Genomic DNA, 23,132 nt, shown 5'->3' with positions numbered 1-23,132 from the left:
CGCGAGTTTCGAAGAAATGTTCGAGTCAATACCGGCATTCAGCGCCCTCCGGCAGGACACCCCACACTCCGGTCCGGGACCATCCCCCGCCCGTTCACCTCACCGCATCCTCCTGTTCACGCTCCCCGCCTACCTTGAGTGCGGACGCGCGACCGCGCCCACGAAACCAGACAATCTTTGTGCCTTCACCACAAGAACCGGTAGTGTCGCATCGACACACCTCGAAGGCGAGAAAGGGACGAACATGGCCGACAGGCAGCAGAGGCGCTGGGCGCTCATCGGAATGACGGCCGCGGCGGCGATCGCGCTCAGCGGATGCACCGCGAGCGGCGACGGAGACGCGGGCGACGGTGGCAGCGACGGCGGCTCCGGAGACACCCTCATCGTCTACACGAACTCGAACAGCGACGGCCGCGGCGAGTGGATCACCGAGAAGGCGGCGGACGCGGGCATCGACATCGAGATCGTGGGCCTCGGCGGCGCCGACCTGACCAACCGCATCATCGCGGAGAAGAACAACCCCGTCGGCGACGTGGTCTTCGGCCTGAACAACATGTTCTTCGAGCAGCTCAAGACGGAAGAGGCCATCACGGCCTACGAGCCGAGCTGGAGCGGCGAGGTGCCCGCGGACGCCGGCGACCCGAAGGACGGCGCGTTCTGGCCGCTCGTCGAGCAGGCCATCGTCACGGTCTACGACTCGAACCGCATCACCGATGCGCCCTCCGACCCCGACGACCTCTACACCGATGAGGAGTTCGCGGGCCGCTACGAGGTCAACCCCGCGCTCGGCCAGGCAACCCCGCAGCTCGTGCTCGCCAGCATGCTCACCCGCCACCTCGACGAGGATGGTGACCTCGGCGTGAGCGACGAGGGCTGGGACCTGGTGAAGTCGTACTACGCCAACGGCTCGCCCGCCGTGGAGGGCACCGACCTCTACGCCCGCATCACCCGCGACGAGGTGGACTACGGCGTGCTGCCGTCGAGCGGCATCGCCGCCCGCGACGCGGAGTACGGCACCAGCACCGGCATGATCGTGCCCGAGTACGGCGTCCCCTATGTGACCGAGCAGATCGCGCAGATCAACGGCACGGACAACGAGAAGAAGGCACAGGAGTTCATCGACTGGTTCGGCAGCGCCGAGGTACAGGGTGAGTTCGCGGCGGAGTTCAACGCCATGCCGGTGAACGAGGGCGCGGTCGAGAAGGCCAACCCCGAGGTCGTCGAGCTCATGGGCACGCTCGACCGTCAGGACATCGACTTCGGTTTCGTGAGCGAGAACCTCGGCGCCTGGGTCGAGAAGGTCACGCTCGAGTACATCGGCTGACCCGCGCAGTCCCGCACCGGCAGAGAGAGAAGACGATGATCCGTTTCGACGACGTCGAGGTCGTGTTCGGCGACCACCGTGCGGTCTCGCACCTCGATCTGGAGATCCAGGAGGGTGAGTTCTTCACCCTCCTGGGTCCGTCCGGATGCGGCAAGACCACCGCCCTGCGCACGCTCGCGGGGTTCATCGAGCCCACCGGCGGGCGCATCCACATCGCCGGTCGCGACGTGACCAGGGTGCCGAGCGAGAAGCGCGGCGTGGGCATGGTGTTCCAGAACTACGCCCTGTTCCCGAGCATGAACGTGCGGGAGAACATCGCGTTTGGCCTGTCGGTGCAGAAGGTGTCGAAGGCCGAGCAGCGGCGGCGCGTGGACGAAGTCGCCGACCGCACCGGACTCGCCGCGTCGCAGCTGGAGAAGAACGTGGCGGAGCTGTCCGGCGGCCAGCAGCAGCGCGTCGCCATCGCCCGGGCACTCGCCCTGACCCCGAGCATCCTGCTGCTCGACGAGCCGCTGTCGAACCTCGACGCCAAGCTCCGCGTGCAGCTGCGCGAGCAGCTCAAGGAGCTGCAGCACGAGGTCGGCGTGACCACCGTGTACGTCACGCATGACCAGGAGGAGGCGCTCACCCTCAGCGACCGCATCGCGGTGCTCGACGCCGGGACCCTGCAGCAGGTGGGCACGCCGGAGGAGATCTACGACCGCAGCGCGACCCCCTTCGTCTGCCGGTTCATCGGCGAGAACAACCGGCTCAGCCCCGCGCAGCTCGTCGCGATCGGCGCGGGCCTCGACGCCACGGCCGAGAGCTACGTGCGGCCGGAGAAGCTGCACCTCGCGTCGCCGTCCGACGCCACCGCCGACGGCACGGCGTCGCTCGACGGCACCGTCGCGGAGCGCACGTACCACGGCAGCCACAGCGTCTACACGGTGTCGGCGGCCGATGCGACGCTCCGGGTGAGCGTGCCGGCCGCGGCGAGCGCGCACCGGTGGGACGTCGGCGATGCCGTGCGCATCGACGTCGACCCGCGGTGGATCCTGCAGTACCCGGCGGCGTGACATGAGCGCTCCGCAGAACGATTCCCGTCCGGTGCCGCCGCCGTCCGCGGCGATGACCGACACCCCCGGCGCCCTGACGACCGAGGCCGCCGAGGCGGGCACCGCGACGAAGCCCCGCCTCCGCCGCGGCCGTCCCGGCAGCGTGCGGGCGATGCTCCGCTCCCCGCTCGCGTGGGTGACCGGCATCGTGGTGATCTGGTTCGCCGCCGCCTTCCTCGTGCTGCCGAACGCCGAACTGCTCGCCGCGACCTTCTTCCCGGACGGCCAGTTCAGCATCCGTGCCGTCGAGAAGCTGCTCGGCAGCGAGCGCGCGCTGAAGACGCTCGGCAACAGCTTCCTCCTCGCGATCACGCTGTCGGTCACGGTGAACGTCGTCGGGGTGTTCATCGTGCTGGTGACGCAGTACTTCCAGGTGCGCGGCGCGAAGCTCCTGTGGCTCGGCTACGCCACGACCCTGATCTACGGCGGCATCGTGCTCGCCGCCGGCTACAACTTCATCTACGGCAAGTTCGGCTTCATCACGAACCTGATGGTGAACATCTGGCCGGACATGGATCGCAACTGGTTCTCCGGCTACTTCGCGGTCGTGTTCGTGATGACGTTCGCGACGACGACGAACCACATGCTCTTCCTGTCGTCGTCGCTCGGCAAGGTGGACTACGCGTCGATCGAGGCCGCGAAACTCATGGGCGCCTCGACGTGGACGATCCTGCGCCGCATCGTGCTGCCGGTCATGAAGCCGATGCTCTTCGCCGTCACGGTGCTGACGTTCCTGATCGGCCTCGGGGCGCTGACCGCGCCGCTCGTGCTCGGCGGGCCGGACTTCCAGACCGTCGCGCCCCTCATCATCGACCTGTCGCGCAGCCCGATCACGCGTGACATCGCGGCGCTGCTGGCGATCGTGCTCGGTGTCGCGACGATCATCCTGCTCGCGATCATGAACCGCGCCGAGAAGTCCGGTGTGTACTTCTCGGTCGCGAAGGTGGCGACGCCGATCCAGAAGCAGCGGATCCGCAACCCGTTCGCGAACGCGGTCGTGCACGTGGTCGCCTACCTGCTCTGGGTGATCTACCTCATCCCGGTCGTGCTCATCGTGATCTTCTCGTTCGTCGACGCGCGGAGCATCCTCGCCGGGTCGATCACGCTCGACAACTTCACGCTCGACAACTACATCACCGTGTTCTCCAGCGCGGCGGCCCTCCGGCCGTTCGTCGTGAGCGTCGTCTACAGCGCCCTCGCCGCGGTCATCGTGGTGGGCGGGCTCCTGTTCGTCGCGCGGATGATGCAGAAGCACCGCAACCTGCTCACCACGGCGATCGAGTACGTGCTGCACATCCCGTGGATCCTGCCGATCGTGCTGATCGCCCTGGCGTTCGTGATGGCGTTCGATGCCCCGCAGCCCCTCGTCGGCAACATCGTGCTCACGGGGACGCCGGTCCTGCTGCTCGTCGCGTACATCTGCGTGAAGATCCCGTTCACGCTGCGGCTGCTCAAGGCCGGCTTCGCGTCCGTGCCGGACTCGCTGGAAGATGCCTCCCGCATCCTCGGCGCCCGCTCGCTGACCACGTTCCGGCGCGTGCTGATCCCGCTCGTGCTGCCGACCGCGGCCGCGATCACGGCGCTGAACTTCAACAGCCTGCTCGACGACTACGACGCCGCGATCTTCCTCTACCACCCGCTGTACAAGCCGCTCGGCGTCGCGATCCAGGAGAGCACGCGCGGCGAGAACAACCTCGACGCGATGCCCATCACGTTCGTCTACACCGTGCTGCTCATGATCATCATGGGTGTCACCATGTATCTCGTGTATGGACGAGGATCGCGCGCCGGAGCGCCCCGCCGACGGAAGCAGCGCGCATGAGCGGGGCGGATGCCGGGACGCCCGCCCTGCGGGTCACGATCAGCGACGTCGCCGCGGCGGCCGGGGTGTCCCGCGCGACGGCGACCAGGGCGCTGAAGGGTGAGGGCCGGTTCGCGCCGGAGACGCAGGAGCGCATCCTGGAAGCGGCCGAGCGGCTGGGGTACGTGCGCAACACGATGGCCGCCGAGCTCGCCGCGGGACGCACCGGCACCGTCGGTCTCATGCTGCGCGACGCCAGCAACCCCGCGTACGGTCTCCTCTTCTCCCGGTTGCAGGAGGAGGCGCATCAGCGCGGCCTCGACCTCGTGACCGTCACGATCGGCGCCGACGAACAGGGCGCCAAGCAGGTGAATGCGCTGCACCGACTGCTCGGCATGCGCGTCGCCGGGCTCATCGTCGCCACCGGCGGCATCTCCGCGGCGCAGCTCGAGCCGTTCGCCGACCAGGTGCCGATCCTGCGCGCCGGGCGCGTGGAGTCGGCGGGCCGCATCCACACCGCCCACTACGACGACGAGGGGCACGGGCGCCTGCTCGCGGAGCACATCGTCGCGCTCGGGCACCGGAAGGTCGTCGTGCTCGCCGGGAGTCCTGAGGCGTCCTATCCCGAGCACCTGCGGGCCCTCGCGATGCGCGAGGTGCTGATCCGCGCCGGGGTCGCCGTCACGATGATCTCGGCCGGCGCCCGCCCCGACGACGGCGTCGACGAGGCCCTCGCGGCCGTGCGCGCCGGATCGACCGCCGTGATGTGCGCGTCGGACTACCGGCAGCTCGCCGTCATGCGCGCCCTCCGTGCGGCGGGCCTTCGCGTCCCGGAGGACGTGAGCGTCACCGGCTGCGACGGCATCCTGCCCGGCGCCGACCTGCTCGGGCTCACCACGCTGCGGATTCCCGTGGAGGCGGTGGCCGCGGCCGCCGTCGAGACCATGCAGCAGCTGCTCACCGCGGACGAGCCGGAGACGCTCGTGCGCCGCTCCTTCACCGGAACCCTCGTCCCCGGGTCCACGGCCGCCGCCGTCTGACCCCGCCCCGACCTGCCTCCGTCCGCCGACCAGGAAGAGACATGATCCTCACCGAACACCCTCGCCCGTCGCACACCTTCGTGCACATCTCCGACACGCACCTGCCGGGTGAGCGGTCGCCGCTGTACGGCAGCGGGGCCGACGCCGACGCGAACCTGGCGGAGATGCTCGACCGGCTCGTCGCCTCGGGGCTCCGTCCAGACGCGCTGCTGTTCACGGGGGATCTGACGGACCGGGGCGATGCCGCCGCGTACGGGCGCCTGCGCGAGCTCGTGACGCCCGCAGCCGCGGCGCTCGGGTGCGAGGTCGTGTGGGCGGCCGGCAACCATGACGACCGCCGTGCCATGCGATCAGAGCTCGGACTCGCGGGGGCGGGTGACGAGCCGATCGTCGAGGTGCGGTGGTTCGGGGGGATGCGCGTCATCGTCGTCGATTCGACGGTGCCCGGCGCGCATTGGGGGGAGGTGCCGTCGTCGCAGCTGGAGTGGCTGGAGGGAGAGCTGTCGACGGCGGCACCACAGGGCACGCTGCTGCTCCTGCACCATCCGCCGCTGCCCACGGTGCTCGACCTCGCCGTGACCGTCGAGCTGCGGGATCAGGACGCGCTCGCGGAGGTGCTGCGGGGGACGGACGTGCGGGGCATCCTGTCCGGCCACGTGCACCATCCGTCGTTCGGCACGTTCGCCGGGATCCCCGTCGCCGTCGCCTCGTCGAGCGCGTACGGACAGGACCTCGCGCAGCCCGTCGGCGCCACACGCGGACAGGACGCCGCGCAGGGCTACAACCTCGTGCACGTGTACGCCGACACCATCGTGCACTCCGCCGTCTCGCTCGAACGCGGGGCGGACGTCGGAGAGCCGGTCGCCGCCGACGAGGCCGGGCGACGGATCGCCGGCGTCGGGATCGACTGGCGCGACTAAGCGGTCACGAGGTCGTCATCGGCGTCACCTCGACGTCGATCGCGCCGAACGGGAACGGGCTGAACACGGTCCAGGAGTCGCCGGTGAACTGCTCGAGCGGGATCAGCGCGAACCACACGTGCGAGACGATGATCGCGACCACCACGAGCAGCCCGACGCCGTACTGCGCCCACTCCAGGGTCCGCAGCGCCGTGCGCTCAAAGCATCGACGTCCTCATAAGACTCTCACCATTCGAACTCTTAAAAAGCGGCCAACATCGCGTCGTGGTGCAGTAAGCGCGTTCTCTTGAGGACCGCCAAGTCACGGCTTCCGACAACCGCTCCCAGATAGACAATCGCTGACGCTTGCTCCGTGTCGTGTCCCGAGGCGTCCGAGTATGCCCTCAGGACCGCGAGCGTCCGCGGATCCTCTACAGCCCCCAGCATGTCGGCTACTGTCAACACACCAACGTCCCTTAGGACGGTCACTAGTCGCGACGCATCCTCGATCTCCAATGGCAGCCCGTCCGGACCAAGCCTTGGTGCGTTCTTGAGACTGGCCGACAACACTCCGAGCAGACGTAGAGCGCTCAAGGGTTCCGACAGCCCGGTCCCCTTTTCATAGCCATCGCTGAGCTCCGCCACGTGAGTGACCACGTCTCCTGCGATTGAGGAGAACTCTCTGTCGACAAGCTCGAGCGCACCGGCAAGCGCGTCAAATCGCCGTTTAAGAGCAGGCGGAACCGATTCTCCCGCCTTGTATCTGAACGAATGCTCGATCTCCGCCCAAGCATGCGAGATTACGCTTCGGATCTGCACCTCTACGACAGATTTCCTGAGTGTTGCACGCACTCCGCCCAGCCCCGTCACTTTGGGCTTGAGCACGAGGTGCACACTCCGATATCCTACTTCTCCGGGGCCGAGGTCATCGGTCTTGTTGACTGAATACTGAGGCACTTCCTCGAAGCGGCGCTTAAGCATATCTCCAGCAGGCTTTATTGAGTGGTCGAAGAGCGTCACAACTCGGGCACCGATGATGTCAGTCATTTGGATCGCGGGACGACCATAACTCTTGCGCGACACTTTCTCTGCCGCGGAGTCCGGATCTTTAGCTCTCACATCGATCATCTGAACGCCGAGGGCCCGGCCCTTCAGCGCGTCCTCCATCTGCTGCCGCACCTCGAGCGCCGCATCCTCGTAGTCTCTGAAATTCGCCCGATACTCGTCGAGCCATCGGTCGGCGACGATACCCACAACATCCTCAGATCTGGCCGGTCAAAATTTGGCGAAGGATGTCTATACGTGTTCGTCGGGGCTTGATATTGTCCGTCTGCCTGGACTGCGCCATCTCGTACGCCGCCTTCCTTTGACTTACCTCATCCTCATCTCGCAACTCCGCGTCAAACCGCGTTAGTCGTTCGCGGACTTGATCATCAGAGGGAAGAGGCTCCCCGTCCTGCTCGATTTCGCTGAGAGCGCCGATGAGTGCATAGAAATTCGCTGGACGCTTCACAAAAAGATGCTTGATTTCTGGGAGCGCTCTCTCCACCAACTCGACATAGCCCAACAAGCGAGCCTCCAGAGCGTCCCCATCCGGGAAGTCAGCGGAGTAGGCATCGTAATACAGGTCGATGGATTGCTTCTTATCCTGCGGCCCTTCTTGAATTAGAATCAAGAGCTCCGCGGCGAGTTCGTCAGATTTCATTCTCTTCGCGGCTTGAGTGGAGACGACTCCCATCCGCTTCCAATGACTCCAGCGCCCGACGCTCTCCGCCAGTTTCTTGAACTCACCATCCTCTCCGGCGTGGCGGCGCTCCTGGGGATTGAGAGCGACGACGAATCGGTTCATTCGTGCGAACATCGCTCTTATCGAAGCGGGACTAAATCCAGAAAGCTCCTGAATCACAAAGTCATACTCGAGAACTTTGGAACGATCCTCCGCCGAAAGCCCCTTCCACCTCAACCGACTCCACGGCTGATCTTCCGACTCGGTTAGCGAAAATCTATTGGCGAGAAAGTCCATCACCGCCGATAAGCGCTGCTGTCCGTCGACCACCGTGTATTCGATTCGACCGGTTTGGGCGCTCACCGAACGCTGGAAGTAGAGTACCGGGATGGGATTTCCTGTGAGGATCGTATCGATCAGATACGCCTTCGCGGGGCGAGGCCATATGGCGTTTCTTTGAAACTCCGGACTTAGTTGCAGTTGACCGTCATCGTAGAGTTGCTTCAGTAGACCGACATCTTTGGTGGTGGTCGTGATCTTCGGCGCCAAGACGGCTCCTTTTCGGCTCGAACGATATCGCCAGTATATGGCTTGGGCTTACGCTACCGACTCGCCGACGTCAGGCCTAGCGGGGCGCATGTCGAGACATCTGTCTTTCCCTAGTTCAGTCGCGGCAGAAGATCACTCAGCGCACCGGGGTCGACATCTGCTCGATTTGCGCGAGCGTTACACGGCGGTGCCAGTTCCTCCAAACCGCTCCCCCGAGCTCACCTGCTGCGCCACCCGCCGCAACGCCAGCAACAACGGCTCCACCAACACCGACCCCAGCACCACATACCGCACCGCCGCTTCCGCCGACTCCTCCGGCACCCCCGCGATCTCCGCATCCGCAATTCGCCGCGCACTTGCGAGGTACTCCGCCATCACCGCGTCCGGCACCGAGAACCCGACGCGCTCCAGCCCCTGCAACGCGCGCGCGACCGCATGCAACACAGCCGGATCACACATCCCCGGCTTCCACCCGAGTCGGGCGGCGAGCGCCTCGGCGCCGGAGAGGTCCAACGCGTCATCGGCCGGCGGGGTGATCGCGGCATGCGCGGTCCCCAGCAGCTCGTGCGGGTTCGCGGGCGGATCATCCAGCGCCGCGACCACCCGTCGCGTCTCGGCGATGCTCACGCCAGCGTCGAGCAGCGCCCGGATGACGCGCAGCCGCTCCACATGCTTCTCGCCATAGACGGCCTGCGTCGCGGAGGTGCGCTCGCCCTCGGGCAGCAGCCCCTCGCGCAGGTAGTACTTGATCGTCGGCACGGTCACACCGGTCTGCGCTGACAGTTCGGAAATCCTCATGGCCACCTCTTGACTTCGATAGTAGTGCTATCCATTATGGATAGCACTACTATCCAATCGAGGAGTCGCCATGTCGAAAGTCATCACGGGTCGCATGACCCACCGCCACGAGGGCGAGCTCGTCGTGTTCCACATCGGGATGCAGATCAACCGCTGGTGGCGCCCTGACCTGTGGCTGCCGGCGTTCGTCGCCATGCCGCGCATGCTCCGCGAGCTGAGCACCGAGCCCGACTCCGGCCTGCTCGGCTACCAGCTCCTCCTCGGATCGGGCGGACCCTACGTCGTGCAGTTCTGGTCGTCCGTCGACAAGCTCTACGCCTACGCCTCGAACCCGGACCAGCAGCATCGTCCGGCGTGGACCGCCTTCAACCGCGCCGCCCGCAAGGCTCCGGGAGCGGTCGGCGTGTGGCACGAGACGTTCCTCGTCGACACCGCCGAGAGCGTGTACGTGTCGACGAAGCGCATGGGCCTCGCAGCCGCGACGGAGCACGTTCCCGTACCGCGACGCCACGACCGTGCGCAGGCGCGGTTCACGGACGGAAAGACAGTGGCCCCCGCGGCAGCGCCCGCGCACGAGCCGACAGCGTGAAACGGGTCGCACTCAACTTCCGGACGGACGGCGAGGTGCGGATGGCACACGCCCGCGGCCACGACTCCGACGTCGCGCGATCACTCGCGACACCGCGCGCACGAGAAGGAACGCGAGCACGAGAATCACGACCGCGACCGCTGCGGTGATGGCGAACCCGGTCCAGCTGAAGAGCGACGCACTCATGCCTGGATCCTAGCGCTCCGCCCGCTCCACAGCGGGCTCCTCGAATATATTGCATATGTCGTCATATGAGGTCTTGAATTGGTCGCAGGCGGGCAGTTGATCTGATCGGAGAGAACGTGCGCGACCACCTCAGACTCGCCAGCTTGCTCACCGCTGCGATCGTCGGCTCATCATCCCTCGCGGCCGTCCCAGCCGCCTCCGCAGATACCGGTGCGGACGGAATCGACCTCACGACCGAGGAGATCACCGCCCTGGTCGCGGAGGTCGCGCCGGCCCCCATCACCGCCACCCAAACGAGCGAGAGTTCCGGGCAGATCGTGGCCACCCTCATGGCGACGGAACGGCCACGATTGCCGCGGCGCCGGACGACGGAGTCTCCGTCCGCTCGTCCGACGGTGAAGAAACGATGTCCGTGTCGCTTCCCGGCGCTGGCCACCTTGACGACGCGAGCATCGGAAAGGACGGGTCAGTGACCTATCTCGGCGACGCGAACACGCCATCGATCAACGTCATCGCAGGCGAGGAAAAGACACGCACGAGCACGATCATCAGCGATGCCTCGCAGACCGAGCGCTTCGAGTACGACTTCGGCGGAGGGGTCACGGTCGAAATCCAGCAGGACGGGAGTGCGATCACGTATACGACGGAAGAGGTCACCGACCCGGACACGGGCGTGACCACCCCGATTGAGAAGATCGTCGCCGACGTCGCGACGCCCTGGGCACGGGATGCGGACGGTATCGACGTGCCGACACGATACGAGGCCTCCGGATCGACGCTGGTTCAAGTCGTCGAGCACCGCAGCGGCGCCTACACGTATCCGATCGTCGCGGACCCGACGTTCGACCGCCCCAACTTCTTCCAATACCGAGTGAGATTCAACCGTGCGGAGACGGCGATCATCTATGACAACGGCTTCGGCGCCCTCGGAGGGCTCGCGTGCGGGGCCATGTCGCCCGTGCGCCTCGTCGCCGCGGGTTCACTGGTGTGGAACGCCGGTATCGCCGAGAAGTCCCGCCCGAAGAAGTGCGTGCAGGTGACGGCGACGCAGCCCTACGTCTTCCCTGGCCTCGTCTGGTGGGTCGATACCTACCGCGGCGGACCCTGCCGATGAGGAACAGCCGATGAAGCCCGTCACGTGGTTCTCTACGATCACGCGCCCTCGAAGCCATCTCATCGCGACCCTGTGCGTATGGGGTTGGTTCCTCGCGGTGCTCGTAGGCGCGAACTCTGTGCCGCAGCTCGCTCCGGCGCTCGAACCGAGCGCGGGAACGGGCGCCGCCCTGTGGCACTTCTGGATGATGAAGCGATATCGCGACGCGCGCCGGGGTTGGTCGCCGCCCAGGCCCACGCCGTGAGCCACGGCCGGGCTACGGTCCGAGAGCGTGACGCTGCCGGTACCGCCGGCCGGCCAACACAACGACAAGTGGCAGTCGGGGTCCGCGTTAGCGGCACATCCGTCTCCACCTATTAGGCGCCGCCGGCGCCGCAGCACGAAGGAACCCCAATGTTCGGAAACGTCTTCGCGGTCACGGTCATCCTCTTCTGGCTTGTCGTCGTCGGTGGTACGGGGTACGTCATCTCCTTCTCGGGAAGATCGGCCTACCGCCGACTTCAGCGCAACTCTCGTATTGATATCGAGCAGGAGCACCGTGGGAGTCCACATCTTCGCTAATGATCCGCCCGAAGGCGACCGCCCGTGGGTCTCAATGCTCTCGCGCCCCCGTCAGAACCTCGTCGCAACGCTCAGCATGTGGAGCATCTTCGCATTGAGCCTCTTCGCCACCCTGGCATCCTGCTCTCCCGGGGAGACGCCACGTTCGACCGCCTCGTTCGCTCGCACATCCGCGACGATCGTCCAGCCGACCGGCGCGACCTACCCGATCAACCTGATCTTCGTCGCCGAGGCCGACGACGCGATCTGGACCAACCTCACCGGCATCGTGCTCTCGGACGACCTCTCGGTCCCACCGGGCGACTTCACCGTCGCCCGCGGAGACGATGCCGACGGGGTCACGCTCGGCAACGTCACCTTCACTGTCGCCATTCCCCCCACAGGGCTGTCGTTCCATACGGTCGGCCTCGTCTTCGCAGGCTCCTCGACGATCATCCAGGTGCCCGTCGGCGGCTGGTCGCTGACGGGTGCGCCGGCCGACGATTTCGTCTCCGAAGACGCCGGTGCGGACGTGGTCGGGATGCCGCGATGCACAACAGCCGACTTCCCCGTTCCTGATGCGGTGGCGTCGGTCCAGCGCTTCGACCCGGGGTCACCAGACGTCCGCGCAGACGAGGTCTCGTTGGATGCCCGGTCGCACACCGTCACAGCGGAGCTTGCGTGCGAAGGAGACTTCGACTTCCGCGTCATGAGCCCGGCCATTGACTACACGGACGATAGCGGCAAGACACACACCGCTCGCCTCGCGCCCGTGTCGATCGGCTTTCAGGACGTCACCGATGCGGATCTGCAGCGCATCGCGAGTCGCTGATGCGCGTCTTTCGCTCACACCGAGCCACGCGAGAAGGGAGCCACGATGCTTCGCCCCCAAAGGCCCAGCCCGAAACGCTGTGTCCAGGTCACCGCCACCCAGCCGTACGTCGTTCCGGGCTTGGCCTGGTGGGTCGACACGTACCGAGGGGGTCCCCGCAGATGAGAGATGTGCCGCGAACGTGGTGGGGAGTCATCACAGAGCGCGGGCGAGAACGGGCACTGACGATCGCGATGGGTCTGCTGATCGCAGCAACCACGGTGCTCTCAGTGCTCTATCCCCCTACAGGGCCATGGTTGTTCGTGATCACCGCGCTGATCGGTGCTGCGTGGTACATGCACATGATGAGGCGTTGGCTAACCCGAAGGGCGACGAATGGCCGGAATCCCGATGGTGCGTGACGTGCGATCGGAGCAGCCGCTCATCGTCGCGCATTCGACGTGGTTCGAAACGATCACGCACCCGCGCCGCCACCTGATCTTCACCCTGTGCGTATGGACGTGGTTCGTCGTGGCTCTGGTCGGCGACGACTTCCTTCCCCCGCTCGCTCCCGCGCTCGATGCGACTGCCGCCGTCGCCGTCTCCACCTGGTACGTCGCGATGATCACGAGTTATCGCGGGCACTCCCCGAAGCAGCCGATCGACCAGTGAGGTGTGAACCAGTGAGGAAGGCAAGGAGTCCGATCACCAAATAAGCGGGGAGCGCGTCTCCTGCGGGAGTATCGAGGTTTCCCGTCCACGAGAACCAGGCCACGAAACCCAACCAGATCAGGACAGGGATGACCGCGAGGACAGCACCAACCTTCAAACCAAGCCGCCCCACCAAGGCGCCCCAGAGGAGAAGCGCCACCCCTACCGCAATGTAAGACATGGCTTAGTCGCCCAAGGTCGCATCCAGCCGATTCCGTTTAGAGCTACCGTCGTCTCCACACCTTCCGCCCGCACCGTGGTCTTCTCGGCTCTCCGACGGCGGAGACTAGCTGCAAGAAGCAGGTCGCGCGATCGGGTCATTTGGTTCATGTGGGCAATAAAAGCATACATATGACGACGCTCGCCATATTCCCGACTACACCTTCAAGAGCCCTCGAGAGACTCAACCCGCCGCGATCCCCCGCAGCAACCGCACCACCGTCTCCTCCACGCGCTCCACACTCAACGGCTGTCCGATAAGAGCGGAGTATGAGGCGATCGCGATGAACTCGTCGGCGACCGCCGCGACATCCACATCCGCACGCACGTCCCCCGCATCGCGTCCGCGCGCGACGCGTTCCGCCACCCACTCCCGGATCGGCGCCGCCAGCCGCTCGTTCAAGACGAGCCCCAGCTCCGGATCAGCCGCCGTCACCTCGATGAGCGCCCGCGCGAGCGAGACGCCCTCGGGTCGAGCGAGCCCCGCGGACACCGCTGTGAACCATGCGCGCAGGTCCGCGCCGAGGTCGTCCGTCATCGGCACGACGACATCTGAACCAGGGATCGCCCCCTCGAGCAGCGCTTCCCCGAGGATCGCGGCCTTCGACGGCCACCACCGGTAGATCGTCTGCTTCGACACCTCCGCCTCAGCCGCGAGACCCTCGATCGTCACGGCCTCGTATCCGTCTGCGGCGAGCGCGCGACGCATCGCCTCCAGCACGGACTGGCGGGCCTTTTCACTGCGAGGACGGGGCACCTTTCGAGCGTACAGAGGCGTACACTGGAACATAAGTAGACGCACCGTTGCGAAACCCGAGCAAGGAGAAAGAGCATGGCCCTCACCGCACACTCCACCATCGGCGACTGGATGAACGACCCCACCGGCGGCCCGCTCATCCGGGTCCTCTTCGAGCAGACGGGCGCCGACCCCGAGCTCCTCACCCCCGTGCTCGGACTCCCGCTGCAGCAGCTCGTCGCCATGAGCCAGGGCCAGCTCCCGCAGTCGGTCGTCGACGACCTCGTGCGCGCCGCGAACAACGGCGAGATCCCCGAGGATGACGCCTCCGAAGGCTGGACCGAGAAAATCACCGCGGGTCGCTTCGCCGGCAAGACTGTCATCGTCACCGGCGCGGCCTCCGGCATCGGCAAGGCCACCGCCTCGCGCATCGTCCGCGAAGGTGGACGCGTGATCGCCAGCGACATCGCGGCCGAGAAGCTCGACGCCCTCAAGGCTGACCTGCCGGACGCCGACATCGTCACGGTCGCGGGCGATCTCACCACGCAGGAGGCGATCGACGCCGTCGTCGCCGCCGCGGGCGACCGCATCGACGGGCTCGCGAACGTCGCCGGCATCAACGACGACTTCTCCCCCGCCGGCGAGACCCCGGATGCCGTGTGGGACCGCGTCATCGCGATCAACCTCACCGCGCCGTTCAAGCTCATGCGCGCGGTCATCCCCGTCATGGAGAAGGCCGGTCGCGGTGCGATCCTCAACGTGTCGAGCGAGGCCGGCCTCCGCGGCAACGCCTCAGGCAACGCCTACACGGCCAGCAAGCACGGCATCATCGGAGTCACCAAGTCGGCCGCCTTCATGTACGGGCCGAAAGGCATCCGCGTGAACTCCGTCGCCCCGGGCGGGGTCGCCACCGGCATCCCGATGCCCCCGCACATGTCGGAGTACGGCTCCGGCCGCCTCGCCCCGTTCCAGCAGGCCATCCCGACGGTCGCGACCGCCGAGCACCTGGCCGCATCGATCACCTTCCTGCTCTCGGACGACGCCGTGAACATCAACGGCGCCATCCTCGCCTCCGACGGCGGCTGGTCCGTGCAGTAACGCGACTGCAGGGAACCGACGCCCCCGCCGACCCGAACGGCGGGGGCGTTCTCCGTCTGGGGTCAGCGCCTCTGCGTGACGACCGCGGTGGCGAGTGCGGTCGCGATGATGCCGAGCGCGCCCACCCCGAGGAGAACGAGACCCGCGGGCCAGACCTCTCGCAGGACGATGTCGTAGATGTCCCCGTAGCCGGTGGCCTGCTCGACGGTCCCGGCGCTCGTCAGGCTGATGCCGACGATCAGCGCCACGACCGACACGCCCCACGCGACGATCCATCCGAAGCGGTTCGTGGCCACACGCCGACGTTCCGCCAGGTCAGCCTCCTCCGCTTCGGGGGTCGCCTCCGCCCGCGGGTCGATGTCTGCCTGCTGCGCTGGTCCGGATGCGGTCTCCATGATCCGCACTGTAGCGGACGAGCGTCGTCGACCCGGTCCACACCAACCGATCGCGCCGGGCTGCGCAAGCCCCTCCTGCGGCGTCGACGCCCCGCGTACGCTCGCCGCATGTTGAAGATCGTGTCGATCGTGATCCGCGTGAACGACCTCGCCGCCCAGACCGCGTTCTGGAAGGCCGCCCTCGACTACGTCGAGCGAGACCCCGCCGAGGACGACTGGGTCGTCCTCACACCCCGCGACGCCGACGCACCGTGCATCGCGCTCGACGCCCACCACTCGGAGCGGGTCCTGCCGCCGCGCATCCACCTCGACATCTACGCCGACGACCAGTCCGCCGAGGTGGAACGCCTCGCCGAGCTCGGTGCGCGCGAAGTGCACTGGGACGGCCGCCCCGACGACGCGGACTACATCATCATGGAAGACCCCGAGGGCAACCGCTTCTGCATCGTGGACCGACCCGACTGGCGCGGGTGGAACGAGACCTGAGCACGCAAGGGATCGGGAGGACGCGAGGCGCGCGCTTCGTGCCGCGCGGATCGCCTTCGACCGACACTGGGGGGGGGTCGAAAACGCGCCCGGGGCGGGGGCGTGAGGAGCGTTTTTGCACTCGCACGGGCGAGGACGAGCGGGGGCGACGTTGGCGGGGTCGAAAACGGGCCCGGGGTAGGTGAGGGAGGGACGTTTCTACACTCGCACGGGCGAGGACGAGCGGGGGGTGACGTTGGCGGGATCGAAAACGGGCCCGGGGCTGGGATGGGAGGCGCGGTTTTGCGCCGACACCGAGGCCGGGCGCGGACGCGGGGTCAGGAGTGGGGGAGGCGGGCGCGGGCGGCGCGGACGAGGGCGGCGTTGCTCGGAGCGGCAGCGCCGTCCGCCAGGAGGAGCGAGTCCTCCAGGCCGATGCGCGTGTCGAGTCCGCGCTCTGCGGCGAGATCGAGGGCGGGCCAGGCCGACAGGTCCTCCCCGTGCAGGAGGATCGGCAGGTCGGGCTCTTCGCGCGCCACGTGGGCGATCAGCCCCTCGGCGTGCGGACGAACGATGTCGGCGGCCTCCGCCGGAAGCTCCACGAGCACGCGCAGGCAGTCACCGCGGACCGGTGACACCCGCCACGCCTCGAGCCCCGCCGCGTCCCAGATGCCCGCTTCAATGCCGACCCCTCGCCGTCGCAGCAGCGCCGCGACCTCGTCGGCACCCGTCTCGTGCCAGTTCACGGAGGCGTAGTCGGGGAGCTCCGTCCACCCCTCGATCGCCACGAGGCGACGGGCGAGGTCCGGTTCGGCCCACTCTCCCGTCGTCACACCCACGGGCACGCCCGGGACCGCGGCCCGGACGGCACCCAGCCAGCGCTGCACGTCTTCGGGGGCGAGGGAATCGCGTCCGGCGGCGTTCTTCGGGTGCACATGGATCTCGGTCGCGCCGGCATCGACGGCCGCCGCGGCATCCTGCGCGACCACCGTCTCATCAGCGCTCAGCCACGGGTGCGCCGCGACGTCCCTGGCACCGTTCACGCACGCCTGCAGGATCATCCGCGGCTCACCACATGAGGTCGCGCGGATGCGCCTCGTTCGGGGCGACGTCGTCCGACGGCCCCTCCTCCGTGCGAACGAAGTGGCGCACCTGCCGCGCGGTCGCCGCCCCGCGGCCGACCTTCACCGCCTCCTCCATCGACTCGAAGCTGCTGCCGAGCGTGTGCGACTCGCCCTGGATGCGGTTGAACCAGATGCCGTTGCGCGAGAACGTCTCGATGTCTCCTGCGGCCATGCCCTGCCTTTCGTCCGCCTCCTTTCTACGGGAGCCCACCGACGCGGAAGAGCCCCTTGACATGCCGTGTCCCGCCACGCGGCGTGTTCGAACCACCCCCTTCCGTGCGTCCCGGCCCGTTGCGGACGAACGCACGGGGCCGGGTCGACCGCAAGGGGGTGGGTCAGCTGGAAGAGGCCGCGTCCCCCCACGCGCGCCGAGCCACCCCGTTCCGTGCGTCCCGGCCCGTTGCGGACGGGCGCAAGGGGCCGGGTCGACCGCAAGGGGCCGGGTCGAGCATCCGACGAGGTCAGGCGACGTCGAGCACCCAGGTCACACCGAAGCGGTCGGTGAGCATGCCGAAGCCGGCGGACCACGCGGAGGCGGCGAGCGGCTCGATCACCGTCGCGCCCTCGACGAGCGCGTCCCACACGGGCTGGAGTTCTTCCAGGGAGCCCGCCCGCAGCGACTGGAAGAAGGAGCGGTCCGTGATCGTCATCCCGTCCTCGCGACGGGTGGCTCCCGCGGTCGCGGCGGTATCGTCCGCCCCCGGGATGTCGTACGCCATCAGCCGCACGGGTCCGTCGAGCTGCCCGAAGACGATCCTGTCGAACCCAGGAACGCCCTCCGGCATCCCGAACTGACCGTAGGTCGCCGCGGTCACCTCGCCGCCGAAGACCGACCGGTAGAAGTCGAGCGCCTGTCGAGCCGTTCCGCGGAAGTTGAGGTGGGTGGTGGTCGTGAGAGTCATGGTGTCCTCCGTCTCCCGGCCCAACGATCGGGCCGTGGGATTCCACCGTCACAGAGGTAGAGGTCGGTTTCTGTCCTCTTTCCGCCGCAGAATGGAGGCATGACCGGAAGCTCCTCGCGCATGCTCGCGTTGCTGTCGCTGCTGCAGGCGACGCGGGACTGGCCGGGCGGGGAACTCGCCGACCGTCTCGGCGTCACGGCCCGCACGGTGCGCCGCGACGTCGATCGACTGCGCGCGCTCGGCTACCGCATCAGCTCGAGCAAGGGCCCGTACGGCGGCTATCGCCTCGAAGCGGGATCGGACATGCCGCCCCTGCTGTTCGACGACGATCAGGCGGTGGCGATCGCCGTGGCCCTGCAGAGTGCGGGCGCCACCGGCGTCGAGGTCGCCGAGGCGGCACAGCGCGCGCTCGCAACCGTCCGACAGGTCATGCCCTCACGCCTGCGGCAGCGCATCGACGGGATCCACTTCACCGGAGCGCCCGCCGCGATCCGCGTGGACCCGGCCGTGCTGGAGGCGGCGAGCGCGGCCGTGCGTGACCGGACCGTGCTCCGCTTCGATTACGGCTCCGCGGGGGATCGCCCGCCGCGGCGCACCGAGCCTCATGCCGTCGTGGCGCGCGAGGGCCGCTGGTACCTGCTGGCCTGGGACCTGGACGCGGACGACTGGCGCACGTATCGCCTCGATCGACTGCGGCCGCGGACGCCGACCGGGCCTTCCTTCACACCGCGACCTCTCCCTGCCGCGGACGCGCAGACCTTCCTCGCCGCCCGCGCCAAGGGCTCAGCGACCGAGGACCGCTGGCCGTGCACGGGCGTGGTGGACATCGCCCTGCCCCTGCGAGACGTAGCACCGTGGGTCGGAGACGGCACTGCGGTGCCGATGTCGGACGGCTCGTGCCGGATCACGGTCGGCTCCTGGTCGTGGACGGGCGTGCTCGCCGCGGTGGCCCGGTTCGACGCACCCTTCACGGTGGTCGGGCCCGAGGCGCTGCGCGACGCGGCGGAGACGCTGGCGGGGCGATTCGCGGCAGCGCACTCCTCCTCCTGATACAGCCCTGCGGGGGAGTTTTCCAGAAGCTTCGGGAGATGCCGTCCGAGCGGTCTCGCGATGTCGCCGAGCGGTGGTTCACTGGACCCACGAATCAGAAAAGTAGTAGTTCTACTACTTTCGATCTACCCTGAGGAGATGGGCACCGTGTCGAAGACAGAACTGAATCAGCAGACCGCGCGGGTGCTGGCGCGCGTCACCGCGGGCGAGCACCTGACGGTGACAGACCGCGGGCGCCCGATCGCCGAGCTTTCGCCCCCCGCAGAGACGGCCTGGACGCGCATGATCGCCAACGGGCGGGTGACGCTGCCCCGCACGAGCGGCCCGCTCCGCCACGCCCCCGTGCCGGACTCGCTGTCCGTGACGGAGATCCTCGGCGAGCTTCGGGCCGACCGGTCGTGATCTACCTCGACACCTCGGCAGCCGCGAAGGCACTCATCGAGGAAGAGGGGTCGGCAGCGGTCGTCCGCGCCTTCGCGAACGGCAGCGAGTTCGTCTCCTCACGCCTCCTCGCCGTCGAGCTGCACGCGATCGCCGACCGCCGTTCCCTCGACCGCGAGGCCGTCGTCGACCTCCTCGACCGCGTCGCGCTCGTCTCCCTCGACAACGAAACGCTGACCGCGGCCGTGCGAGCACATTCCGGACTCCGCACGCTGGACGCCCTCCACCTTGCCGCCGCCCTCGAGCTCGGTGATGTGATCACGTCGTTCCTCACCTTCGACAACGAGCTGGCGGCCGCAGCGCGCGCGCAGGGCCTCAGCCTCGCCGTGCTGCCATGATGCCGCCACGCCTCCGCCCCGACGCCGCCCGACAGCGCGCACGGGAGAGCCGCCCCGACCGCGCCGGTAGACTGAACACGCCCCGCCGGCCCCTTCCCTTGGAGTGCGCGTGACCACCGCCCCTGCACCGTCCCACCAGCACGTCCCCGACTCCGTCGAGAACGCCATCGCGACCCCCGAGAAGGAGCAGCCATACGGCGCCCTCGGGCTCAAGGACGACGAGTACGCGCGCATCAAGGAGATCCTCGGCCGCCGCCCCACCTCGGGCGAGCTGGCGATGTACTCGGTGATGTGGTCGGAGCACTGCTCCTACAAGTCGAGCAAGAACTACCTGCGCCGCTTCGGCCAGAAGGTCTCCGACGAGATGAAGGAACGCCTCATGGTGGGCATGGGCCAGAACGCGGGCGTCGTCGACGTCGGCGAGGGCTGGGCCGTCACCTTCAAGGCCGAGTCGCACAACCACCCGTCGTTCATCGAGCCGTTCCAGGGCGCGGCGACCGGCGTCGGCGGCATCGTCCGCGACATCATCTCGATGGGCGCCCGCCCCGTCGCGGTCATGGACGCGCTGCGCTTCGGGGCGATCGACCACCCGGACACCGCCCGCGTCGTGCACGGCGTGACGAGCGGCATCAGCTTCTACGGCAACTGCCTGGGCCTTCCGAACATCGGCGGCGAGACCGTCTTCGACAGCGTCTACCAGGCCAACCCGCTCGTGAACGCACTCGCGGTGGGCGTGCTCCGCCACGAAGACCTCAAGCTCGCGAACGCGACCGGCGTCGGCAACAAGGTCGTCCTGTTCGGTGCTCGCACGGGCGGCGACGGCATCGGCGGCGCGAGCATCCTCGCGTCCGACTCGTTCGACTCGACCGGCCCGACCAAGCGCCCCGCGGTGCAGGTGGGCGACCCGTTCGCCGAGAAGGTGCTCATCGAGTGCTGCCTCGAGCTGTACCGCGGCGAGCTCGTCGAAGCGATCCAGGACCTCGGCGCCGCCGGCATCTCGTGCGCGACAAGCGAGCTCGCGGCCAACGGCAACAGCGGCATGCACGTCTCGCTCGACAACGTCCTGCTGCGCGACCCCACGCTCACGGCCGAGGAGATCCTCATGTCGGAGTCGCAGGAGCGCATGATGGCGATCGTGGCCCCCGAGAAGCTCGACGCCTTCCTGGCCGTCGTGAACAAGTGGGAGGTCGAGACCTCCGTGCTCGGCGAGGTCACCGGAGACGGACGCCTCATCATCGACTGGCAGGGCGAGCGCATCGTCGACGTCGACCCGTCGACGGTCGCGGTCGACGGCCCCGTCTACGACCGTCCGGTCGCCTACCCGACCTGGATCGACGCCCTGCAGGCCGACGCCGCAGAGAACCTGCCGCGCGCGAACGACCCGGAGACGCTGCGCGAGCAGTTCCTCGCCCTCGTCGCCTCCCCGAACCTCGCCGACACGAGCTGGATCACCAACCAGTACGACTACTACGTGCTCGGCAACACGGCGCTGAGCTTCCCCGACGACGCCGGCATGATCCGCGTCGACGAGGAGTCCGGCCTCGGGTTCTCCATCGCGACGGACGCCAACGGCCGCTACTGCCAGCTCGACCCGTACGCCGGCGCGCAGCTCGCCCTCGCCGAGGCGTACCGGAACGTCGCCGTCACCGGTGCCGTACCGACCGCGATCACCGACTGCCTCAACTTCGGCTCGCCCGAGAACCCCGAGGTCATGTGGCAGTTCGGACAGACCGTCGACGGCCTCGCGGACGGCTGCTACGAGCTGGGCACCCCGGTCACCGGCGGCAACGTCTCGTTCTACAACCAGACCGGTGACGTGCCCATCCACCCGACCCCGCTGGTCGGCGTCCTCGGCATCATCGACGACGTCTCCCGCCGCATCCCCTCCGGATGGCAGGACGAGGGCCAGAACATCTACCTGCTCGGCACCACCGCCACCGAGCTCTCGGGCTCCGCGTGGGCCGAGGTCGTGCACCAGCACCTCGGCGGGCGCCCGCCGAAGGTCGACCTCGCGGGCGAGAAGCGCCTCGCCGGCCTGCTCGCCGCAGCCCGCGACGAATGGCTGATCTCCTCCGCGCACGATCTCTCCGAGGGTGGGCTCGCCCAGGCCCTCGCCGAGGGCGTCATGCGCTTCGGCGTCGGCGCCCGCGTGTGGCTCAACGAGATCATCGAGCGGGACGGCGTGGACGCCGCGACCGCCCTGTTCTCCGAGTCGACCGGCCGCGTGATCGTGACCGTGCCGCGCGAGGACGACGTCAAGTTCCGGGGCCTCTGCGAGGGCCGCGGCTACCCCGTCGCCCGGATCGGCGTCACGGACAGCGAGCCGCAGCTCGAGGTGCAGGACGTCTTCACGGTCTCGGCCGCCGAGCTCCGCGAACGCTCGCAGGCCACGCTGCCGTCGTACTTCGGTCCGACCGTCACCGAGCCGGTGGCCTGATGAGCGGCGACGACCTCAGCGAGGACTACGGCGACCTCGGCGAGAAGCGCAACCGGCGCATCCGGATCATCGCGTGGACCGTCATCGTGGCGCTGATCCTCGGTGGCGGTGGCGCGACGGTGCTCACGCTTCTGCTCGGCTGACACCGCGCGAGAACAGGTACCGGGTCAGCGCGACCACGGAGGCGGGGTCGTGGACCTCGCGGCCAAGGGACTCCACGATGATGGCCCCGAGGATCGCACGACCGAGCTGCTCGACCGGCGCGTCCGCGGGGAGCTGACCGTCGCGGATTCCGCCGCGGAGACGTTCCGTGAGCGACCTCTCCACGCCGAGGCTCTCCCCGAGATGCGCGCCGACCGAGGCATCCTCCGTCGCCGCGGCCACGAGCGAGCGCAGCAGCACGCCACCCTGCGGCTTCTCCAGAATCGACAGCACGCTGCGCAGCCAGGTCTCGACGTCGACGGACAGGTCGCCGGTGTCCGGCACGACGAAATCCACCGGGACGAGGCGCCCCTCCGCGAGACACTCCCCGATGAGGGCACCCCGCGACGGCCACCACCGGTAGATGGTCTGCTTGCCGACCTTGGCCTCCCGCGCGATGCCCTCGATCGTGAGCCGGTCGTACCCGCGATTGTGGAAGAGCCGGGCCGTCGCATCGAGGATCGCCTCGCGGGCCACGGTGCTGCGCACGGGGCCACTGCGATGCTCGTTCACCATGCGTTCAGGATAGCCACAGATCCCTAGA

General features: G+C 68.0%; 27 protein-coding genes. 16 read left to right on the top strand and 11 right to left on the bottom strand.

Annotated features, from left to right (window positions below):
* Nucleotides 1–244 precede the first annotated feature (244 nt).
* Genes KAF39_RS05695 through KAF39_RS05675 form a run of 5 tightly spaced genes read left to right on the top strand, consistent with a single transcriptional unit; the run spans nucleotide 245 to nucleotide 6,179 of the window.
* The gene (locus KAF39_RS05695; RefSeq protein ID WP_210676354.1) at nucleotides 245–1,324 is read left to right on the top strand and encodes an extracellular solute-binding protein; all 1,080 of its coding nucleotides are present in this window, start codon (nucleotides 245–247) and stop codon (nucleotides 1,322–1,324) included.
* Nucleotides 1,325–1,359: 35 nt separating this feature from the next.
* A complete protein-coding gene (locus KAF39_RS05690; protein WP_210676353.1) occupies nucleotides 1,360–2,379 on the top strand; it encodes an ABC transporter ATP-binding protein in 1,020 nt (339 codons plus the stop codon).
* 1 nt (nucleotide 2,380) lies between these two features.
* The gene (locus tag KAF39_RS05685) at nucleotides 2,381–4,240 is read left to right on the top strand and encodes an iron ABC transporter permease (RefSeq protein WP_307805094.1); all 1,860 of its coding nucleotides are present in this window, start codon (nucleotides 2,381–2,383) and stop codon (nucleotides 4,238–4,240) included.
* A complete protein-coding gene (locus KAF39_RS05680; RefSeq protein ID WP_210676352.1) occupies nucleotides 4,237–5,259 on the top strand; it encodes a LacI family DNA-binding transcriptional regulator in 1,023 nt (340 codons plus the stop codon). Before KAF39_RS05685 ends, KAF39_RS05680 begins: the two co-directional genes overlap by 4 nt.
* A 41-nt stretch (nucleotides 5,260–5,300) precedes the next feature.
* Nucleotides 5,301–6,179, top strand: a complete 879-nt coding sequence (locus tag KAF39_RS05675) for a metallophosphoesterase (RefSeq protein ID WP_210676351.1) — start codon at nucleotides 5,301–5,303, stop codon at nucleotides 6,177–6,179.
* 4 nt (nucleotides 6,180–6,183) lie between these two features.
* Here the strand turns inward: KAF39_RS05675 and KAF39_RS05670 are convergent, their stop codons facing one another.
* The 4 genes from KAF39_RS05670 to KAF39_RS05655 all read right to left on the bottom strand — a co-directional run bounded on the left by KAF39_RS05670 (nucleotide 6,184) and on the right by KAF39_RS05655 (nucleotide 9,231).
* Nucleotides 6,184–6,324 carry a hypothetical protein gene (locus tag KAF39_RS05670; RefSeq protein WP_210676350.1) on the bottom strand — a complete coding sequence of 47 codons (141 nt, stop codon included), beginning with the start codon at nucleotides 6,322–6,324 and terminating at the stop codon, nucleotides 6,184–6,186.
* Nucleotides 6,325–6,419: 95 nt separating this feature from the next.
* The gene (locus KAF39_RS05665; RefSeq protein ID WP_210676349.1) at nucleotides 6,420–7,412 is read right to left on the bottom strand and encodes a GTP pyrophosphokinase family protein; all 993 of its coding nucleotides are present in this window, start codon (nucleotides 7,410–7,412) and stop codon (nucleotides 6,420–6,422) included.
* Nucleotides 7,413–7,419: 7 nt separating this feature from the next.
* Nucleotides 7,420–8,433 (bottom strand): DUF262 domain-containing protein, encoded by a 1,014-nt coding sequence (locus tag KAF39_RS05660; RefSeq protein WP_210676348.1) that lies wholly within the window; start codon nucleotides 8,431–8,433, stop codon nucleotides 7,420–7,422.
* A gap of 177 nt (nucleotides 8,434–8,610) precedes the next feature.
* Entirely contained in the window at nucleotides 8,611–9,231 is a 621-nt protein-coding gene (locus tag KAF39_RS05655; protein WP_210676347.1) for a MerR family transcriptional regulator, read from the bottom strand.
* 70 nt (nucleotides 9,232–9,301) lie between these two features.
* Between KAF39_RS05655 and KAF39_RS05650 the strand changes: the two genes are divergently transcribed.
* Nucleotides 9,302–9,820, top strand: coding sequence for a monooxygenase family protein (locus KAF39_RS05650; RefSeq protein WP_210676346.1), 519 nt, complete (start codon nucleotides 9,302–9,304; stop codon nucleotides 9,818–9,820).
* 12 nt (nucleotides 9,821–9,832) lie between these two features.
* Here the strand turns inward: KAF39_RS05650 and KAF39_RS05645 are convergent, their stop codons facing one another.
* Nucleotides 9,833–10,006 carry a hypothetical protein gene (locus KAF39_RS05645; RefSeq protein ID WP_210676345.1) on the bottom strand — a complete coding sequence of 58 codons (174 nt, stop codon included), beginning with the start codon at nucleotides 10,004–10,006 and terminating at the stop codon, nucleotides 9,833–9,835.
* A gap of 469 nt (nucleotides 10,007–10,475) precedes the next feature.
* On the opposite strand from KAF39_RS05645, the gene KAF39_RS05640 reads away from it, so the two are divergent.
* From KAF39_RS05640 to KAF39_RS05630, 3 genes are all read left to right on the top strand, one after another.
* On the top strand, nucleotides 10,476–11,120 hold the full coding sequence (locus tag KAF39_RS05640; RefSeq protein WP_210676344.1) for a hypothetical protein: 645 nt from the start codon (nucleotides 10,476–10,478) through the stop codon (nucleotides 11,118–11,120).
* 436 nt (nucleotides 11,121–11,556) lie between these two features.
* Nucleotides 11,557–12,492 (top strand): hypothetical protein, encoded by a 936-nt coding sequence (locus tag KAF39_RS05635; RefSeq protein WP_210676343.1) that lies wholly within the window; start codon nucleotides 11,557–11,559, stop codon nucleotides 12,490–12,492.
* Nucleotides 12,493–12,867: 375 nt separating this feature from the next.
* Entirely contained in the window at nucleotides 12,868–13,143 is a 276-nt protein-coding gene (locus KAF39_RS05630; protein WP_210676342.1) for a hypothetical protein, read from the top strand.
* A 442-nt stretch (nucleotides 13,144–13,585) separates the two neighbouring features.
* Here KAF39_RS05630 and KAF39_RS05625 read toward each other — a convergent pair whose 3' ends face one another.
* The gene (locus KAF39_RS05625; protein ID WP_307805093.1) at nucleotides 13,586–14,158 is read right to left on the bottom strand and encodes a TetR/AcrR family transcriptional regulator; all 573 of its coding nucleotides are present in this window, start codon (nucleotides 14,156–14,158) and stop codon (nucleotides 13,586–13,588) included.
* A gap of 75 nt (nucleotides 14,159–14,233) precedes the next feature.
* Here KAF39_RS05625 and KAF39_RS05620 point away from each other — a divergent pair, with 75 nt between their 5' ends.
* The gene (locus tag KAF39_RS05620; protein WP_210676341.1) at nucleotides 14,234–15,235 is read left to right on the top strand and encodes an SDR family NAD(P)-dependent oxidoreductase; all 1,002 of its coding nucleotides are present in this window, start codon (nucleotides 14,234–14,236) and stop codon (nucleotides 15,233–15,235) included.
* A gap of 62 nt (nucleotides 15,236–15,297) precedes the next feature.
* On the opposite strand, the gene KAF39_RS05615 is transcribed toward KAF39_RS05620, so the two are convergent.
* On the bottom strand, nucleotides 15,298–15,630 hold the full coding sequence (locus tag KAF39_RS05615) for a hypothetical protein (protein ID WP_210676340.1): 333 nt from the start codon (nucleotides 15,628–15,630) through the stop codon (nucleotides 15,298–15,300).
* Between the two features lie 108 nt (nucleotides 15,631–15,738).
* Here KAF39_RS05615 and KAF39_RS05610 point away from each other — a divergent pair, with 108 nt between their 5' ends.
* Nucleotides 15,739–16,116, top strand: a complete 378-nt coding sequence (locus tag KAF39_RS05610) for a VOC family protein (RefSeq protein WP_210676339.1) — start codon at nucleotides 15,739–15,741, stop codon at nucleotides 16,114–16,116.
* Between the two features lie 317 nt (nucleotides 16,117–16,433).
* Here the strand turns inward: KAF39_RS05610 and KAF39_RS05605 are convergent, their stop codons facing one another.
* The 3 genes from KAF39_RS05605 to KAF39_RS05595 form a co-directional block, all read right to left on the bottom strand.
* Nucleotides 16,434–17,156: a 3-keto-5-aminohexanoate cleavage protein gene (locus KAF39_RS05605; RefSeq protein ID WP_210676338.1), complete on the bottom strand. Its 723-nt coding sequence runs from the start codon at nucleotides 17,154–17,156 to the stop codon at nucleotides 16,434–16,436.
* A gap of 7 nt (nucleotides 17,157–17,163) precedes the next feature.
* Complete coding sequence (locus KAF39_RS05600; RefSeq protein WP_210676337.1) at nucleotides 17,164–17,391, bottom strand: hypothetical protein; 228 nt, start codon at nucleotides 17,389–17,391, stop codon at nucleotides 17,164–17,166.
* 289 nt (nucleotides 17,392–17,680) lie between these two features.
* A complete protein-coding gene (locus KAF39_RS05595) occupies nucleotides 17,681–18,121 on the bottom strand; it encodes a VOC family protein (RefSeq protein WP_210676336.1) in 441 nt (146 codons plus the stop codon).
* A gap of 99 nt (nucleotides 18,122–18,220) precedes the next feature.
* Here KAF39_RS05595 and KAF39_RS05590 point away from each other — a divergent pair, with 99 nt between their 5' ends.
* The 5 genes from KAF39_RS05590 (at nucleotide 18,221) to KAF39_RS05570 (ending at nucleotide 22,530) form a co-directional block, all read left to right on the top strand.
* On the top strand, nucleotides 18,221–19,171 hold the full coding sequence (locus KAF39_RS05590; RefSeq protein WP_210676335.1) for a YafY family protein: 951 nt from the start codon (nucleotides 18,221–18,223) through the stop codon (nucleotides 19,169–19,171).
* Nucleotides 19,172–19,318: 147 nt separating this feature from the next.
* Nucleotides 19,319–19,573 carry a type II toxin-antitoxin system Phd/YefM family antitoxin gene (locus KAF39_RS16235; RefSeq protein WP_210676334.1) on the top strand — a complete coding sequence of 85 codons (255 nt, stop codon included), beginning with the start codon at nucleotides 19,319–19,321 and terminating at the stop codon, nucleotides 19,571–19,573.
* A complete protein-coding gene (locus KAF39_RS05580) occupies nucleotides 19,570–19,950 on the top strand; it encodes a PIN domain-containing protein (protein WP_210676333.1) in 381 nt (126 codons plus the stop codon). Before KAF39_RS16235 ends, KAF39_RS05580 begins: the two co-directional genes overlap by 4 nt.
* Before the next feature lie 109 nt (nucleotides 19,951–20,059).
* Nucleotides 20,060–22,387 (top strand): phosphoribosylformylglycinamidine synthase subunit PurL, encoded by a 2,328-nt coding sequence (gene purL / locus KAF39_RS05575; RefSeq protein ID WP_210676332.1) that lies wholly within the window; start codon nucleotides 20,060–20,062, stop codon nucleotides 22,385–22,387.
* Nucleotides 22,387–22,530 (top strand): hypothetical protein, encoded by a 144-nt coding sequence (locus KAF39_RS05570; RefSeq protein ID WP_210676331.1) that lies wholly within the window; start codon nucleotides 22,387–22,389, stop codon nucleotides 22,528–22,530. Before purL ends, KAF39_RS05570 begins: the two co-directional genes overlap by 1 nt.
* On the opposite strand, the gene KAF39_RS05565 is transcribed toward KAF39_RS05570, so the two are convergent.
* On the bottom strand, nucleotides 22,511–23,104 hold the full coding sequence (locus KAF39_RS05565; protein ID WP_210676330.1) for a TetR/AcrR family transcriptional regulator: 594 nt from the start codon (nucleotides 23,102–23,104) through the stop codon (nucleotides 22,511–22,513). The genes KAF39_RS05570 and KAF39_RS05565 overlap by 20 nt on opposite strands.
* Between the last annotated feature and the right edge of the window lie 28 nt (nucleotides 23,105–23,132).

The organism is Microbacterium sp. BLY, from assembly GCF_017939615.1.
Lineage (GTDB): Bacteria > Actinomycetota > Actinomycetes > Actinomycetales > Microbacteriaceae > Microbacterium.
The sequence above is the reverse complement of the archived record's forward strand: the minus strand, read 5'-3'. Positions and strand labels throughout refer to the sequence as shown.

Coding starts and splice junctions, on each gene's coding strand:
- KAF39_RS05695 (WP_210676354.1), top strand. CDS start 245: ATGGCCGACAGGCAGCAGAGGCGCTGGGCGCTCATCGGAATGACGGCC.
- KAF39_RS05690 (WP_210676353.1), top strand. CDS start 1,360: ATGATCCGTTTCGACGACGTCGAGGTCGTGTTCGGCGACCACCGTGCG.
- KAF39_RS05685 (WP_307805094.1), top strand. CDS start 2,381: ATGAGCGCTCCGCAGAACGATTCCCGTCCGGTGCCGCCGCCGTCCGCG.
- KAF39_RS05680 (WP_210676352.1), top strand. CDS start 4,237: ATGAGCGGGGCGGATGCCGGGACGCCCGCCCTGCGGGTCACGATCAGC.
- KAF39_RS05675 (WP_210676351.1), top strand. CDS start 5,301: ATGATCCTCACCGAACACCCTCGCCCGTCGCACACCTTCGTGCACATC.
- KAF39_RS05655 (WP_210676347.1), bottom strand. CDS start 9,231: ATGAGGATTTCCGAACTGTCAGCGCAGACCGGTGTGACCGTGCCGACG.
- KAF39_RS05650 (WP_210676346.1), top strand. CDS start 9,302: ATGTCGAAAGTCATCACGGGTCGCATGACCCACCGCCACGAGGGCGAG.
- KAF39_RS05645 (WP_210676345.1), bottom strand. CDS start 10,006: ATGAGTGCGTCGCTCTTCAGCTGGACCGGGTTCGCCATCACCGCAGCG.
- KAF39_RS05630 (WP_210676342.1), top strand. CDS start 12,868: ATGGCCGGAATCCCGATGGTGCGTGACGTGCGATCGGAGCAGCCGCTC.
- KAF39_RS05620 (WP_210676341.1), top strand. CDS start 14,234: ATGGCCCTCACCGCACACTCCACCATCGGCGACTGGATGAACGACCCC.
- KAF39_RS05615 (WP_210676340.1), bottom strand. CDS start 15,630: ATGGAGACCGCATCCGGACCAGCGCAGCAGGCAGACATCGACCCGCGG.
- KAF39_RS05610 (WP_210676339.1), top strand. CDS start 15,739: ATGTTGAAGATCGTGTCGATCGTGATCCGCGTGAACGACCTCGCCGCC.
- KAF39_RS05605 (WP_210676338.1), bottom strand. CDS start 17,156: ATGATCCTGCAGGCGTGCGTGAACGGTGCCAGGGACGTCGCGGCGCAC.
- KAF39_RS05600 (WP_210676337.1), bottom strand. CDS start 17,391: ATGGCCGCAGGAGACATCGAGACGTTCTCGCGCAACGGCATCTGGTTC.
- KAF39_RS05595 (WP_210676336.1), bottom strand. CDS start 18,121: ATGACTCTCACGACCACCACCCACCTCAACTTCCGCGGAACGGCTCGA.
- KAF39_RS05590 (WP_210676335.1), top strand. CDS start 18,221: ATGACCGGAAGCTCCTCGCGCATGCTCGCGTTGCTGTCGCTGCTGCAG.
- KAF39_RS05570 (WP_210676331.1), top strand. CDS start 22,387: ATGAGCGGCGACGACCTCAGCGAGGACTACGGCGACCTCGGCGAGAAG.
- KAF39_RS05565 (WP_210676330.1), bottom strand. CDS start 23,104: ATGGTGAACGAGCATCGCAGTGGCCCCGTGCGCAGCACCGTGGCCCGC.